We start from the raw sequence: 15,946 nt of genomic DNA, 5'->3' as shown, positions 1-15,946 counted from the left end.
AGGCGCGCCGACCTGTCGTAATCCTGTCATGCGTCACGGACCGACGATTTCGAGCCATGTTTCCAGAAAGCGGGCGCGCCGCTGGCGGTCCAGCGCCACCAGCAGACCGGGGCCAAGGGCGATGGGCTGCACGGCGCCGCGGCCAAGCGCCGCAATGCGCTCGGCCGTGAACGCGCCGGACGAGCCGGGTATGACGGCGCCGAGCGCGATCTCGCCGGCAAGGATCGACTGCCCCTCGGCAGACAGGGCGAAGTCGATGAAGGCGCGGGCGAGGTCGGGGCGGGGCGCACCCTCGGGAATCAGCAATGTGCGCGTGAGCACGAGGACGTAATCGTCCGGCACCACCACGCCGATGCGGTGGCCGGCAGCCTGCCGCGCCAGCGCATAGGAGCCGAGGACATTGTAGCCGAGCGCGAGCTCTCCGCGCTCCACCCTGTCGAGTATGTCCGGGCTGCTCCCGGACAGTTGCGCGTCGACATGGCCGAAGGCGCTGGCAAGCCGCCAGAAATAGGATGATATGGTCTGGTCCTGCGCGGCGAGGAGATAGCCGACGCCGCTTTTCGCGATGTCGTAGGTGGCGACCTTTCCGGAGAAGCGCTCGGGAAACCGCTCCAGCAGTTCCGCCAGCGCGATGCGGGTGCGCGGCACTTCGGCTTCGGCGACGAGGTCGGGGTTGTAGACGATGACGGCCGGCTCGAAGGTGAAGCCGAACACTTCGCGCCGCCATTGCGCCCAGCGGGGCAGGGCGGCCAGATTGGGCGGTTCGTGCGCCTGCGCGAAGCCGTCATTGGCCAGCTTCACCTGCAGATCCGTCGCCGAGCTCATGACGAGATCGGGCTTCGGGTCGGCGCGCGCTTCGGCGACCTCAAGGTAGATCGGCAACGTTTCGCCTTCCTCGTAGGCCACGGTCACGTCGGGCCAGACACGCTGGAAGCCCTCGACCAGCGAGCGGAACAAAGGGGTGTCCGTCGTGCCGAGGATCGTCAGCACCTCGCCCGGCCGGCCGGATGGCGCCGGATAGGTTTCCAGCGCCTGCGCAGGGTGCGGCGCCCCCCAAAGGCCGGCCGCCACGACGAGCGCGGCAAGCGCCGTTGCGGCCCGCCGTGCCGGCAGGCGCACGCGCGCGGTGAGGCCCCCGCCGGGGGTATCGTCCAGCAGGAAGCGTCCGCCGGCCGCGGCCGCGACGCGCGCGACGATGGCCAGGCCAAGGCCCGACCCGCTGGTGCCTTCGGCGGCGCTGCCACGGCGGAACCGTTCCGTAACGGCCTGCCTTTCGTCGGGCGCTATGCCCGGACCATGGTCGATAACCGACAGGATCGCGGCTCCGTCGTCGGCCTCGGCCTCGACCAGAACCGGGCCGGGGGCGTAGATGAGGGCGTTGTCGATCAGGTTGCGCAGCATTTCGCGCAGCACCACGCGGTCCATGTCGATCACCAGTTCCCGCGCGGCGCGTGGAACATCGACGTCCAGCCGCTCCGCGAGATCCGGCGACAGGCGGCCGACCACCTCGCCCACGACGTCGCCGAGCTGCACCGGGTCGATGCGACGGGCCTCGAGCCGGTGCGCCACCGTTGCGTCCATGAGAAGCTGGTTTACCAGGTGGCTGGCCTGCACCGCACCCTGGTGGATGCGCTGGACGCGGCCCCGCAGCATGGCCGGGTCGTTCTCCGACAGGGCCACTTCCGCTTGCGCACGCAACGAGGCGAGCGGGGTGCGCACCTCGTGTGCGGCTTCAGCGACGAGGGCGCCGAGCCTCTCGGTGGTCTGGCGCAGGCGCCCGATGAAATCGTTGAGGGCGTCGACAAGGCGGCGCACCTCTACCGGCACGGCTTCCACGACGGGGGACAGATCGTCCGGCGTGCGGCGGTTGAGATTGCGCTCCAGAAGGGTGAGCGGGCGGAAGGCGCGGCCGATGGCAAACCAGACGAGGGCAATGGACAGAAGCGTCATGGCGACGATGGGCAACAGCGCGTTGCCGAGGATCTCGCGCGCCAGAACCGCGCGCTCGCCCTTGGTCTCGGCAACGCGGATGGTGACCCAGCCCGTGCCCGACGCGGTCGATACGAGGCGTCCGACCGTCGCCACGCGCACCGGCTCGCCGCGGAAATCGATATCGTCGTAATCGGGCTCCGAGTCCGTCGCCGGCGCAAGATCTGCACCGAGCTCGGGATAGCCGGTCACGAAGCCGCCGTCCGGCCCGGCGACCGAGTAGAAGACCCGGTCGTCGTCGGAGAACATGGCGAAGGAGGCGAGCGGCAGTTCCACCGTCACCCGTCCGGCCTCTGCCTGCACCGCGCCTGCAATGGTGAAGGCCGATGCGGACAGCAGCCTGTCGTAGGCGGTGTCGGACGAGCGCCGGGCATAGTCCAGCACGAAGACGACCAGCGCCAGCGCGGCGGCGAGAAGCAGCGCGATGGCCAGCCACAGGATACGCCGGCGGATGGAAAAGCCGTCAGCCGCCATCGGAAATCCGGGCCACGTAGCCGACGCCACGGACGGTTGCGATCTCGAGCGCCGCCCCTTCCAGCTTGCGGCGCAGGCGCGAGACGTAGAGTTCCAGTGCATTGACGGAGACTGCCTCGTCGAAGCTGAAGAGCTGCGACATCAGGCGCTCTTTCGGCACGACGGCGCCGATGCGCGCCAGAAGGATTTCCAGAAGGCGGAACTCGCGGCGCGACAGTTCCACCGCCTGTCCCGATACGCTGACGCTGTGGCCGGCGAGGTCCACGACCGTGTCGCCGAACTCCATCAGGCTCGTCGTGCGGCCCGAAGGACGCCGCAGCACGGCTCTCAGGCGCGCATCCAGCTCGCGCAGGTCGAATGGCTTGACCAGATAATCGTCCGCGCCCCGGTCGAGAAGGCTGACCTTGTCGTCGATCTCTGCCCGCGCGGTGACGACAAGGATGGGGATCGCGTTGCGCGCGCGCCGCAGCTCCTCTATGATGGACAGGCCGTCGCGACCGGGCAGCATCAGGTCGAGGATGAGCGCGTCGTAAGGTTCTGCCGCAACGGATTCGAGCGCAGCCTCGCCCTGCCTGACCCATTCCACGGAATGGCCGGCATTGCGCAGATGACGGAAGACGGCGTCCCCCAGATCCTCGTTGTCTTCCGCTAGCAGCAGCCGCATGGCCCGTCAGTCATCTCCCGTTGGCCGCAGCATAGACCGGCGGCGTCCTTACGTCATGGGGCAGACCGGTTGCCCGAGTGGAATGCAGATATGGCATCACGCCGATGGAGAAAAAACAGAATTCATGCACTTGCAAATCATTTGCAAAAACGTAGATTGTTGCGATGCAGTGGCAACAACGTCGTCGAGGTCGCATGAGGCAGGGTTCTGGAGTTTGGTTCGGCAGGCGTCTGGCGCCGCTCCTGGGCCTCGTCGCGATGCTGGCCATAGCCGGCAGCCCCGCACGTGCCGATGAGCCGCTGCATGTCGTGGCCACGACCGGAATGATTGCAGATGCCGTTGCCGAGGTAGGGGGCGACAGGGTCGAAGTGGTCGCCCTGATGGGCCCCGGCGTCGATCCGCATCTCTATCGGCCGACGGCATCGGACATCGCGCGCATGGCGCGCGCCGATGCCGTCTTCTACCATGGCCTCAATCTGGAGGCGCAGCTTCGCGAGTTTCTGGAACGGCTCGGATCACGTGTGCCGGTCGTCGCGCTGGCGGATGGTCTGCCCCATGAACGTCTCCACGAAAATCCCGACTATCCCGACCAGTTCGATCCGCATGTGTGGATGGATCCTCGCCTGTGGCGCGGCGTGGTCGGCGAGGCTGCCGATGCCCTGAGCCGGATGGACCCGGCGGGCGCCGAGACCTATGCCGCCAATGCGCAAGCCTATCTGGCGCAGGTGGATGCGCTGGCCGATTATGGCGACACTGTCCTGGCGACGGTGCCGGCGGGCGCACGCGTGCTGGTGACGGCGCATGACGCCTTCGGTTATTTCGGAGCGGCGCACGGCTTCGAGGTTCTGGGCATCCAGGGCATTTCCACCAATAGCGAGGCGGGCGTGCGGCAGATCGAAAGCCTCGTCGACACGCTGGTCGGCCGCGATATCGGTGCGATCTTCGTCGAAAGCTCCGTCTCCGACCGGAACGTCCGTGCCCTGATCGAAGGGGCTGCCGCGCGCGGCCATGAGGTGAAGATCGGGGGCGAACTCTATTCCGACGCTATGGGAACGCCGGGCACCTACGAAGGCACCTATATCGGGATGATCGACCATAATGTCACCGTCATCACCCGTGCGCTGGGCGGCGAAGCCCCCGATGGCGGCATGAACGGCCGCCTCGCGGTGGCGGGGCTTTGAGGGGCGGACGATGGATACGATGGCCGTCACCGACACCAACCCGCCATTGGCCGTGGAGAAACTTTCCGTCGCCTACAACGGCAAAGTCGTTCTTTCCGATGTCGATACGATCGTACCGGAAGGCGCGATGCTTGCCATCGTGGGGCCGAACGGAGCCGGCAAGTCGACCTTCCTGAAGGCGACGCTGGGCATCGTCCCCAGCTTGTCCGGGCGCGTCCGGTTTTTCGGGCAGAGCTTCGGCGATGTGCGGCGCCGCATCGCCTATGTGCCGCAACGCGCCAGCGTGGACTGGGATTTCCCGACATCGGCTTTCGGCGTGGTCATGATGGGGTTCTATGGGCGTCTCGGCCTGCTGAGGCCGGCCGGCCGCCGCGAGAAGGCGAGGGCCATGGAATGCCTGGAGCGTGTCGGACTCGGCGATTTCGCCGCACGGCAGATCGGCCAGCTGTCGGGCGGCCAGCAGCAACGCGTCTTCCTGGCGCGGGCGCTGGCGCAGGATGCCGAGTTGCTCATCATGGATGAGCCCTTCGCCGGCGTCGACGCCGCCACGGAAAGCGCCATCGTCGACGTGCTCAAGGGCCTGCGCGCGGCGGGCCGTACTGTCGTTTGCGTCCATCACGACCTGTCGACGGTGCCCTCCTACTTCACCCATGTCCTGTTGCTGAACGGCTCCAAGGTGGCCGACGGCCCGGTGGAGACAGCCTTCACATCCGAAAACCTCGATGTCGCCTATGGCGGCCGGCTGGCCACGCCGGCGGGGATGCGCTGACGTCATGGATAGCTCGGTCTTCCTTTCCGCGCTCGTCTTCGATGCCGGCTACAACACCGCGCTCGTCGGCGCGGGATCGGCGCTGCTGGGCGCCTCCGCCGGCGGCATCGGCGCCTATGTGATGCTGCGAAAGCGCAGCCTGATGAGCGATGCGATCAGCCATGCTACCCTTCCGGGACTGGTCATGGCCTTCATCCTGATGGCCATGACCACCGGTAACGGGCGCTTCCTCCCGGGATTGATGATCGGCGCCGCTGCCAGCGCCTTCGCCGGATTGTGGATCGTGGAGTGGCTGGGCCGGCGCACGCGCCTGCCGGAAGACTCCGCCATCGGGGCCGTCCTTTCGGTCTTCTTCGGCTTCGGCATCGTGCTTCTGACAGTCGTGCAAAGCATGCAGACCGGCGGGCAGGCCGGCCTTGAAGGATTTCTGCTCGGCTCCACCGCCTCCATGCTGCGCAGCGAGGCGGAAACGATCGCGATCGCCGCCGCCGTCACCGGGATCGCCGCCTTCTGCCTGCGACGCTCCTTCACGCTGGTCGCGTTCGACCCGGTCTATGCCGCAACCACGGGCGTATCGGTGCGCCGGGCCGACCTCATGCTGCTGCTGCTGCTGCTGACCGTGACCGTGATCGGCCTGCGTGTCGCCGGGCTGGTTCTGATCGTCGCGCTGACCATCATCCCCGCGGCGACGGCCCGGTTCTGGACCGATGATGCCGGACGCCTGGCGGCGCTTGCCGCCCTGTTCGGCGCAATCAGCGCCCATGTGGGCGCGGCCCTGTCGGCCTCCGGTCCCTCGCTGCCCACCGGCGCGGTCATCGTGCTGACCGCCTTCGCCCTGTTCGTCGCGTCGCTCATCCTGTCGCCGCGCAGGGGCCTTGTCGCGGGCGCCATTTCGAGCCTCCGGGCGCGCCGGAGCCTTGCATGATGGCCGACTTCTTTTTCCTGACCTTCGTGCCGCTGCTTGTCGCGGTCTTGTCGGCGCTGTGCTGCGCGCTGGTCGGCAATTTCCTCGTGCTTCGGCGGCAGGCTCTGGTAGGCGATGCGATCAGCCATGTCGTGCTGCCGGGCATCGTCGTGGGCTTTCTCGTGTCGGGCACCATGAATGCCTGGCCGATGTTGCTGGGTGCAGCCGCTGCGGCGCTGCTGTCCGTCATGCTGATCGAGTTCGTGCGCCGGGCCGGCGGGGTGGAGCCGGGTGCGGCCATGGGCACCGTCTTCACCGCCATGTTCGCGGCCGGGGTCCTGCTGATCGAACAGTCGGACACCAGCGGCGTGCATCTGGACGTCGAACATGCCCTCTATGGCAGCGTGGAAAGCCTGATCTGGTTTTCCGGCACCGGGCCGGGCGCGCTCCTGGATCCGGCCGCGCTGGCCGACATGCCGCAGCAACTGCCGCGGCTTGTGGCGATGTTGGTGGTGACGGTGCTGTTCATCGCCGTCTTCTGGCGCAGTCTCGTCGTTTCCACATTCGATCCGGCCTATGCGACCGTGGTCGGCGCATGGCCCCGGCTGACTTCCATCCTGCTCGTGGCGGTAACGGCCGCCGTCGCCGTGACGGCCTTCGACGCCGTGGGGTCCATCATCGTGATCGCCATGTTCATCTGTCCGCCGGCGGCCGCACGGTTGATGACCGATACGATGGCCGGGCAGATCTTGTGGAGCATCGTCTTTGCCGTCCTGGCGGCTGTCGGCGGCTACCTGCTCGCCGCCGAAGCCCCCCTTGCGCTGGGGTGGGGCGCCAGCGTCTCGGCGGCCGGGATGATCGCCACGATCGGCGGTCTGCTCCTGATGGCCGCGGCCCTTTGGGGGCCGCGGCGTGCCAGCCATACGGGATTGGCCGGCTGAGACTATGGCAACACGATATGTATTCCGTCCTGGACGAATACCTGGACTACGTCCGTCCCGACGACATGATACACTTCATTGTCCAGTATCGCTTCGGAGAAGGTGTAGCCGGGCCGATCCGTGAGGGCCATCGCATCGAACGTATCGGCACTGTCGCCCTTCACCATCAGCTGCACCAGGCCGGTTTGCTGGAACACATCGGCCCGAGACAAGGCAACGATACTGGCTTCCGTGAGCCTTAGCTCGTTGGCGCCTTGACCGGCGCCCAAGTCGATGATCTCGATATTCTCGAGGCGACCGTCGCCGGACACCGTGGAACTGCCACCCGTCAGCAAGCTCAGGTCGATAACGTTATTGCCTGTGTAGGGTGCCATTTTCAGTGTGTCGATGCCCGAGCCGCCGTCGATGCGGCTGGATCTGACCGCAGTCGAACTCGGGTTCTCCAGCGACGCGAGGAAGCTGGCGTGCATCAGGAACGTATCGTCTCCTGCACCGCCGTATCCGACCGAATCCGGCGCCGTCATGTAGATCTGGTCGGGCCCGGCACGCCCCATAATCGTGGTCGGAAGGCCGTCGCTGTTGAACGTGTCCGGATCGGACGTGCCATCGTATTCGACCATCGTGGCGGGCGTATACGGTCCGTCAGACCCGCCGAAAAGCACATAGGCGACGCCGAAGGTACCCTTGCCGGGGGCGCCGATCAGGAGGTCGTCATAACCATCTGCATTGACGTCCCCGGCGGCAGCGACGCTGACGCCAAATCGATCGCCGGCGGCCGCGCCTCCGATGAAGAAGCCCGACGATCCTGTGGATATCGAGCTCAGGGTCACGGCGTCCGACTGGCTTGTGCCGTAGAGCACGAAGGTGCGCCCCTGACCGTTATCGGCTCCACCGAAGCCGATCAGAATGTCCGATCGACCATCGCCATTGAGGTCTCCCGCCGACGAGACGCTTGGCGCCTCCAGGGTGGAGACGGCTGTCGTATCGATGAAATAGCCATCCTGGGTGTTGCCGGTGCGGACCGCCGATACGGCTATGCCGCTGTTGCCGACACGCCCGAACAGCACGTAGACGCCGTCCGTGGAGGAAACGGCGATGTCGGCGATGCCGTCGCCGTTGACGTCGCCGATGCCGGTCACATTCAGCCCGGCACTGCCGGATGAAATTCCGCCGAAGATGCGCAAGCCGTTGACGGGCGCGTCCAGGTCGATGAGCGACCAGGGGTGCGAGCTGCCGAACACGACGAAAACCTCACCGGCGCCATTCGAAATGCCCGGCGCTGCGATGATGACATCCTGGTAGCCGTCGCCGTTCACGTCGCCGGCCGCCGAAACGCTGTAGCCGAGCTTCGCGCCCTGTTGTCCGACAGTGATGGAAACGGTGTCCGGCATGACGGCGACGTTGGCCGACGTCCGGTCGGAGCGGCCCAGCACGATGATCGCGCCGCCGCCGGATGCGCCGCCGCTGGATGGACCGCCGACGATATAGTCCGCGATGCCGTCGCCGTTAGAAGTCGCCGATGCCCGCCACCGACTGGCCGAAAAGGCTGCGATCGAGCGTCGAGTAGCCGGAGGTCATATATCCATCGGAACCGGTGATCAGGTCATCGACCGCCAGGCCGGGGGAATGGACGTTGAATCCGAGGGAATAGGCAGGCAATCCTGCATAGGGGTTGCCCGCGACGTCGAAGATGGACCCTGGTGTGATCGTCACGCCATAGACGGAATCGTTCACGAGCGGGGTGGAAAGCGTCAGCACGAGGGTAGAGCCTGTACGCGTGACCTGAGGATCATCCAGGGGAATAATGCGGACGTCCGAGCCGCCATTGCTGACAGTGATCGTGCCTGTGCCGAGGACGATATCCTCCGAGAAGCTGAAGGCGATTTGCGGATTCCGCCCGACGTTGGTTCCGTTGACCGGGGTCGTGCCGACCAGCGTCGGGGCGGTCGTATCGATCCGGTAGGCAGGGTCGTTGCTGACGGTGTCGAAACTGCCGATAACCACGTTGCCTGCGGCGTCGCGGATGATCGCGCCGAAGGCGCCCATTCCGCCGTAGCCGTCCAGGCCCAACCCGTCGGCATCGCTGTCTCCGGCCTGGATCGTATACTGGAACGTAAGCGTCCGGGCGTCCGGATGGGCGAGATAGGTCGCATTTCGGGTGCTCGAGCCGAGCAGCATGGTCACAAAAGGCGACCCGCCGGCGGTGTCGAAGACCAGATCCTCGTCGAATGACAGCGTGATCGTGACCGTGTCGCCCTCATTGAGGATATCGTGGACATTGTCGGATTTTGCGGTGAAGGCCGCGGACGTGATCGTCGGGCGATGGACTTCCAGTGACAGCGGGATCGATGCCGCAGCGCCGGCGTTGCCTGCCGCGTCATGGTAGCCTGACAAGGTTACCGTTACGGTGGTCTCCAAACTGCCGGGCGTCGGCGTGTAGACGACGGTGAATGTATTCAGGTACGGCGACATCATCAGATTGCTGAGCGTTCCGCCGGTCGCCTCGAGCCTGTCTTCGGTCATGTCTATGATGAAATCGTCGAAGGCCAGGGTCAGGGTCGCGCTTTCGCCGGCGAGAAGGCTTTGCTTGTTGCTTGTAATCGTGACGCCGGGCCTGGTGTTGTCGATGGTCATCGCGGGCATGGTGACCTCGCCGCTGACATTTCCCGAGGCATCCCGGACGCGGGCCCGCACGCCATTGGCCTCGTAGACGCCGTCGGGCAGAAGGACCGTGTCGGAAGAGGCGTCTGTCCAGGTAAGACCGCTGTTCAGGCTATACTGGACATGCCCCCCCTGCTCGGCGAATGTAAATCTGATTTCACCGTTGGTGGTGACGCCGTCGCTGCCATCCACGCCGGTATCCTCGACCAGCGCGATCGTCGGCGCGGACGGGAGGATCGTGTCGATGGCAATGGGCTGGCTCTGCGCGGCGGTGCCGCCTGCGCCCGACGCGCTTTGCCAGCTATTGGCGAGGACCGCGACGGTTATCGAGCCCTCGTATCCTGCCTGGGGGGTGAATAGCGCCGTGTACACACGCGCATCGTCGGTCTGCGTGAAGCTGCTGATGGAGCCATGCGTCACGGTGATGTCGGATTGGGTAAAGCCGACCGGAACCACCGAAAACGTGAAGGTGAGCAGCGCCGATTGCCCGTCGATCAGCGAGGTCCTGTCGCTGGTGATGGTGACGGACGGCGGAGCATCGATGATTTCCGTTGCGGGGAGGGATGCGGTGCTGCCTACGTTTCCGTGCGGATCAATCTGGCGAACGCGGATGGCGCCGTCGGCATAAGAGCCGGGCGCCGGGGCGAAGGTCATGCCCTGGCCCAGCGCCCACGAGGCGCCTGCGTCGAGCGAGTAGAACCAGCTTGTTCCGTCCTCGAGGCCGGACACGCTTACGGTACCGTTGGCGAGCGCCAGTGCGGGCAGTGCCGGTGGCCGGGTATCGACGGTCAGGCTTGCGCTGGCCGCCCGTGCATTGGCTACTCCGGTGATCTCGGCGGTGACCACGAGCTGGCCTTCGAAAGGTCTGGCCAGGAAGTCGCTGCTCAGGAAGATGTCGGCATATCCGTTGACGACGTCGATCAGGAGACGTTCCACTCTCCTATGATGGTGTCGCCCGACTTTACTATTATGGCAGCACCTTCGGTGGCGTTCTCCGGCAGCGTCATGTGGGCAAGGATGCCGGCCGAGAGCGCCGCCGTCGTATCGAGTGTGACGACGCCTCCGTGCAGCACTTCGGAGACGTCCTGTCCCGTGAGGGTCGTGAGAACCAGGGGCGAGGGCGGTAATTCGTCGAGCGGTTCATCCTGCGGGATAATGACCGCCTCGCCCCTGTTGGGGCCGGATTCGAAGATGGCGGCGCCTTGCTGCAGCATGGCAGCCCCGCCGGGTGAAAGCATGGCCGCTCCGCCTTGCAGCGTCAATTGGGCGGCGAGCGCGTCGAGCGTTGCGCCGATACCGCCGGTCTTCATGTCCAGGCCGGACAGTTTTGCCAGGAAAATGCCGTAGGCTTCGGCCGGGCTGATGCCGTCGGCCTCGTTGAACGTGGCATCCAGCACGGTGACGACGCCTTGCGACATGTCGATGCCGAGGGCCTGGGATATCGCCTGGGTTCCCTGTGTAATTGTGGCTTCGTCGGGCAGGGTGCCGCCGGCATGCTGTTCGAGGAGCTTGCGGGCGATGAGTTCGGTGACGGGGGTCACGCTGACGGATATGTCGCCATCGGCCTTGATCGCGAGTGCGCGCATGTCGGTCATAAGGGAAAGCGTGTTGCCGCTGGCTTCGTCGCTGTAGTCTGCCGCCGTGCCGTTGGCATCCATGATCCTGACGAGGATGGGGCCCTTGTAGTCTGCGCTGACGAGGACGTCGGCCTTGCCTGCCGCGTCGGTGGTGCCGGAGGCGAGGATGGTGCCGTCTGCGCCGATGACCTGGTAGGACAGTGCTGCACTGATCGGGCCTGCGGCGGCCGAGATGTGGATGAGGCTGCCTGCCGCGGGCTGCGGCGATGGCGTAGGCGCCGGTGCGGGCGCGGCCTGATGGGACGAGCCGCCACCGCCGGCGGCGGCCAGCGCGACACCCCCCGCCGCTGCCAGCCCCCCGATGGCCACGAACGGGTTGATGGTGCCGAACGCGGACTGCGCGGCTCCGGCCTCCGGCATTGCCTGCGGCTGTTGCGAGAGAACGTCGTAGTAGCGGGCGAAACTGTCCGTAAGGCCGGAAAGCATGGCCTGATCGCCCGCCATGTGGAGCAGCAGCGAGCCGTCGCCGCCGGTCGCGACGGCGCGGGATGCGCCGTCGATCACGACGACGCCGCCCTTGCCGTCCGGCAGTTCGATATCGCACGTACCCTTGCGGCACAGCTTCATGAAGTCGTCCAGCACGACGCGCGTATGCCCGTCGAGAAGAAGGACGAGGTCTCCGCCATCCTTCGGCGAGGCGATGGCGACCACGTCTTCGACGGGCAGAACCTTGCCGCCCTTGCCCAGCCGCGCGATCTTCATACGGCCTGCCGCAGGCCTGATACGAAGCGTTTCGCCTACAGCGACGGGAAGGCGGCCATTGCCGTCGACAACGACGAATCCGGATTTCGAGCCAGCAGCAACCATGAAAACACACTCCAGATAAACGTTATAATCTGCAGGATATTGTTTTCCGGTCGGTTGTAAACAGGGATTATCGCCGTTCTCGCGCAGTGTCTTCAAATCATATAAGGATCGGTTTATATGATGCTCCAAACGATGAGGAGCCGGACATGAGCGCCACGACCGACACGATCTTCGGTGCGGGTAAGACCCGCAGCCGCGCCGAGCGCATCGCCGCGCTGCATGCCGCCGCGAAACAGCGGATCCTCATTCTCGACGGAGCGATGGGCACGCAGATCCAGGGCCTCGGTTTCCACGAGGAGCATTTCCGCGGAAACCGGTTCGGCGCCTGCGAATGTCATCTGGCCGGCAACAACGACCTGTTGATCCTGACGCAGCCGAAAGCCATCGAGGATATTCACTTCGCCTACGCGATGGCCGGGGCGGACATCCTCGAAACCAACACTTTTTCGGCCACCACCATCGCCCAGGCCGACTACGGCATGGAATCGGTCGCATACGAGCTGAACGTCGAAGGTGCGGCCGTGGCGCGACGGGCCGCCGACAGGGCCGAGGCCGCGGACGGGCGGCCGCGCTTCGTGGCCGGCGCCGTCGGGCCGACCAACCGCACGGCCTCGATTTCGCCGGACGTGAACAATCCGGGCTTCCGGGCGATCTCCTTCGATGGTTTGCGCACGGCCTATTGCGAGCAGATCCGGGGGCTCGTCGACGGCGGCGCGGACATCATCCTGATCGAGACGATCTTCGACACGCTCAACGCCAAGGCCGCCATCTTCGCCGCCGAGGAGGTGTTCGCCGAGACCGGCGAGCGGCTGCCCGTGATGATTTCCGGCACGATCACCGACCTTTCGGGGCGTACGCTTTCCGGCCAGACGCCGACCGCCTTCTGGTACTCTGTGCGCCATGCGCAGCCCTTCACCATCGGGCTCAACTGCGCGCTCGGGGCGGATGCCATGCGCCCGCACCTGGCGGAGCTTTCGGGCGTCGCCGACACCTTCGTCTGCGCCTATCCCAATGCCGGCCTGCCGAACGAGTTCGGCCAGTACGACGAGACGCCGGAAACGATGGCCGCGCAGGTGCGCGGTTTTGCCGAGGAAGGGCTGGTCAATGTCGTCGGCGGCTGCTGCGGCTCGACGCCCGAGCATATCCGCGCCATTGCCGATGCCGTCGCCGGCCTTGCGCCGCGCGGCTTCGAACCGGCGGAGCCGCTGCTGCGGCTGTCCGGGCTGGAGCCGTTCACGCTGACGGGCGACATCCCCTTCGTGAATATCGGCGAGCGGACCAACGTCACCGGCTCGGCGCGCTTCCGCAAGCTCATCACCGCGGGCGATTTCGCAGCGGCGCTGGACGTCGCGCGCGACCAGGTGGCCAACGGCGCGCAGGTCATCGACATCAACATGGACGAGGGCCTGATCGATTCCGAGCGGGCGATGGTGGAATACCTCAATCTCATCGCGTCGGAGCCCGATATCGCCCGCGTGCCGGTGATGATCGACTCGTCCAAGTTTTCGATCATCGAGGCCGGTTTGAAATGCGTGCAGGGCAAGCCGCTGGTCAATTCCATCTCCATGAAGGAGGGGGAGGCGGCTTTCCTGGAGCAGGCCCGCAAGGTGCGCGCCTACGGCGCCGCCGTGGTGGTGATGGCCTTCGACGAAGCGGGGCAGGCCGACACCTATGAGCGCAAGGTCGAAATCTGCTCCCGAGCCTATCGGCTGCTGACCGAAGAGGCGGGTTTTCCGCCGGAGGACATCGTCTTCGACCCCAACGTCTTCGCGGTCGCCACTGGTATCGAGGAGCATGACGGCTACGGCGTCGCCTTCATCGAGGCCACGCGCGCGATCCGCCAGCAACTGCCGCACGCCCACATATCGGGCGGGGTCTCCAACCTGTCCTTCTCGTTCCGCGGCAACGAGCCGGTGCGGGAGGCCATGCATGCCGTTTTCCTGTACTACGCCATTGCGGCGGGCATGGACATGGGCATCGTCAATGCCGGGCAGCTGGCCGTCTACGAGAGCATCGACCCCGACCTGCGCGAAGCATGCGAAGACGTCATCATGAACCGCCGCGCGGACTCGACCGAGCGGTTGCTGGAGATCGCCGAGCGGTTCAAGGGAGGGCCGGGACGAGAGGCCAAGGCGCGCGACCTGTCCTGGCGGGAGCAGCCGGTGGAGGCGCGGTTGTCGCATGCGCTCGTCAACGGCATCACCGAGTTCATCGAGGCCGATACCGAGGAGGCGCGGGCCAGGGCCGAGCGCCCGCTGCACGTGATCGAGGGCCCGCTGATGGCCGGCATGAACGTCGTGGGAGACCTGTTCGGCGCAGGCAAGATGTTCTTGCCACAGGTGGTGAAATCGGCCCGCGTCATGAAGCAGGCCGTGGCCTATCTGCTGCCTTTCATGGAAGAGGAAAAGGCCGGCGAAGGCGGTGGCCGGCAGTCGGCCGGACGCATCCTGATGGCGACGGTGAAGGGCGATGTCCACGACATCGGCAAGAACATCGTCGGCGTGGTCCTGGCCTGCAACAATTACGAGGTGATCGACCTCGGCGTCATGGTGCCCAGCAACAAGATCCTGGAAACCGCCCGCGCCGAGAAGGTGGATATCATCGGACTGTCGGGCCTGATCACCCCGTCGCTGGACGAGATGGTCCATGTAGCGGCGGAGATGGAGCGCGAAGGCTTCGACATTCCGCTGCTGATCGGCGGCGCGACGACGAGCCGCGTGCATACGGCGGTGAAGATCGACCCGCGCTATGCGCGTGGACAGACGGTCTACGTCACGGATGCCAGCCGCGCCGTCGGCGTGGTGTCCAACCTTCTGTCGCCTTCGGCGCGCACGCAGTACATGGATACGGTGCGGGCGGAATATCGCAAGGTCGCCGAGGCGCACGCCCGCTCGGAAGCGGAAAAGCGCCGCCTGCCGCTGGCGGCTGCGCGAGCCAACGCGCACAAGGCCGACTGGTCGGCCTGGCGTCCCGTAACGCCGTCCTTCCTCGGCACGCGCGCCTTCGACGACTGGGATCTCGCCGACCTCGCCTCGGCGATCGACTGGACCCCCTTCTTCCAGACCTGGGAGCTGAAAGGCCGTTTTCCGAAACTTCTGGACGATCCGAAGCAGGGGGAGGTCGCACGCTCGCTCCATGCCGACGCGCAGGCCATGCTGGAGCGGATCGTGGCCGAGAAATGGTTCCGGCCCCGCGCTGTCGTCGGCTTCTGGCCGGCCAATGCCGTGGGGGACGACATCCGGCTTTTCACCGACGAAGCCCGTACGCAGGAGCTTGCGACGTTCTTCACCCTGCGCCAGCAATTGTCCAAGCGCGACGGACGGCCCAATGTCGCCCTGTCGGATTTCGTCGCGCCGCTGGACACGGGCGTCGGGGATTATGTCGGCGGCTTCGTGGTGACGGCCGGCGCCGAGGAGGAGGAGATCTCGGCCCGTTTCGCCGCGAACCACGACGACTACCAGTCGATCATGGTCAAGGCGCTGGCGGACCGGTTCGCCGAAGCCTTCGCCGAGCGGCTGCACCAGCATGTGCGGCGCCAGCTCTGGGGATACGCGCCGGACGAGAGTTTCAGCAACGACCAGCTGATCGATGAAGCCTATGCCGGCATTCGGCCCGCGCCGGGCTATCCCGCCCAGCCCGACCATACCGAGAAGGAGACGCTGTTCCGCCTTCTTGATGCGGAAGCGGCGACGGGCGTGCGGCTGACGGAGAGCTTTGCGATGTGGCCGGGCTCATCCGTTTCCGGGCTCTATATCGGGCATCCCGAGAGCTATTATTTCGGCGTCGCCAAGGTGGAGCGCGACCAGGTGGAGGATTACGCCGCCCGCAAGGGAATGCCCCTGCCGGAGGTCGAGCGCTGGCTTGCGCCGATCCTGAACTATGTGCCGGTACGGGAGGAAGCCGCCTGACCGGCACTCTG

At 66.0% G+C, this 15,946-nt stretch carries 10 protein-coding genes; 5 read left to right on the top strand and 5 right to left on the bottom strand.

What is annotated here, in order from left to right; all coding sequences use genetic code 11:
• Window positions 1-33 precede the first annotated feature (33 nt).
• Both NDN16_RS06855 and NDN16_RS06850 read right to left on the bottom strand, forming a co-directional pair.
• The gene (locus NDN16_RS06855) at window positions 34-2,463 is read right to left on the bottom strand and encodes a sensor histidine kinase (protein ID WP_251112866.1); all 2,430 of its coding nucleotides are present in this window, start codon (window positions 2,461-2,463) and stop codon (window positions 34-36) included.
• Window positions 2,453-3,127 carry a response regulator transcription factor gene (locus NDN16_RS06850; RefSeq protein ID WP_251112865.1) on the bottom strand — a complete coding sequence of 225 codons (675 nt, stop codon included), beginning with the start codon at window positions 3,125-3,127 and terminating at the stop codon, window positions 2,453-2,455. Before NDN16_RS06850 ends, NDN16_RS06855 begins: the two co-directional genes overlap by 11 nt.
• A 194-nt stretch (window positions 3,128-3,321) precedes the next feature.
• On the opposite strand from NDN16_RS06850, the gene NDN16_RS06845 reads away from it, so the two are divergent.
• Genes NDN16_RS06845 through NDN16_RS06830 form a run of 4 tightly spaced genes read left to right on the top strand, consistent with a single transcriptional unit; the run spans window position 3,322 to window position 6,922 of the window.
• A complete protein-coding gene (locus tag NDN16_RS06845) occupies window positions 3,322-4,308 on the top strand; it encodes a metal ABC transporter solute-binding protein, Zn/Mn family (protein WP_251112864.1) in 987 nt (328 codons plus the stop codon).
• Window positions 4,309-4,318: 10 nt separating this feature from the next.
• On the top strand, window positions 4,319-5,077 hold the full coding sequence (locus tag NDN16_RS06840; RefSeq protein ID WP_285292469.1) for a metal ABC transporter ATP-binding protein: 759 nt from the start codon (window positions 4,319-4,321) through the stop codon (window positions 5,075-5,077).
• A 4-nt stretch (window positions 5,078-5,081) separates the two neighbouring features.
• Complete coding sequence (locus NDN16_RS06835) at window positions 5,082-6,002, top strand: metal ABC transporter permease (protein ID WP_251112863.1); 921 nt, start codon at window positions 5,082-5,084, stop codon at window positions 6,000-6,002.
• Entirely contained in the window at window positions 5,999-6,922 is a 924-nt protein-coding gene (locus NDN16_RS06830; RefSeq protein ID WP_251112862.1) for a metal ABC transporter permease, read from the top strand. Before NDN16_RS06835 ends, NDN16_RS06830 begins: the two co-directional genes overlap by 4 nt.
• Before the next feature lie 2 nt (window positions 6,923-6,924).
• On the opposite strand, the gene NDN16_RS06825 is transcribed toward NDN16_RS06830, so the two are convergent.
• The 3 genes from NDN16_RS06825 to NDN16_RS06815 all read right to left on the bottom strand — a co-directional run bounded on the left by NDN16_RS06825 (window position 6,925) and on the right by NDN16_RS06815 (window position 12,027).
• Window positions 6,925-8,355, bottom strand: coding sequence for an FG-GAP-like repeat-containing protein (locus tag NDN16_RS06825; RefSeq protein ID WP_251112861.1), 1,431 nt, complete (start codon window positions 8,353-8,355; stop codon window positions 6,925-6,927).
• Between the two features lie 73 nt (window positions 8,356-8,428).
• Window positions 8,429-10,519: an Ig-like domain-containing protein gene (locus NDN16_RS06820; RefSeq protein WP_251112860.1), complete on the bottom strand. Its 2,091-nt coding sequence runs from the start codon at window positions 10,517-10,519 to the stop codon at window positions 8,429-8,431.
• Window positions 10,504-12,027, bottom strand: coding sequence for a hypothetical protein (locus tag NDN16_RS06815; protein WP_251112859.1), 1,524 nt, complete (start codon window positions 12,025-12,027; stop codon window positions 10,504-10,506). Before NDN16_RS06815 ends, NDN16_RS06820 begins: the two co-directional genes overlap by 16 nt.
• A 146-nt stretch (window positions 12,028-12,173) precedes the next feature.
• Between NDN16_RS06815 and metH the strand changes: the two genes are divergently transcribed.
• On the top strand, window positions 12,174-15,935 hold the full coding sequence (gene metH, locus NDN16_RS06810; protein WP_251112858.1) for a methionine synthase: 3,762 nt from the start codon (window positions 12,174-12,176) through the stop codon (window positions 15,933-15,935).
• Window positions 15,936-15,946 lie beyond the last annotated feature (11 nt).

Origin of the sequence: Aureimonas altamirensis (assembly GCF_023702225.1) — a bacterium.
Taxonomy (GTDB): domain Bacteria; phylum Pseudomonadota; class Alphaproteobacteria; order Rhizobiales; family Rhizobiaceae; genus Aureimonas; species Aureimonas altamirensis_B.
The sequence above is the reverse complement of the archived record's forward strand: the minus strand, read 5'-3'. Positions and strand labels throughout refer to the sequence as shown.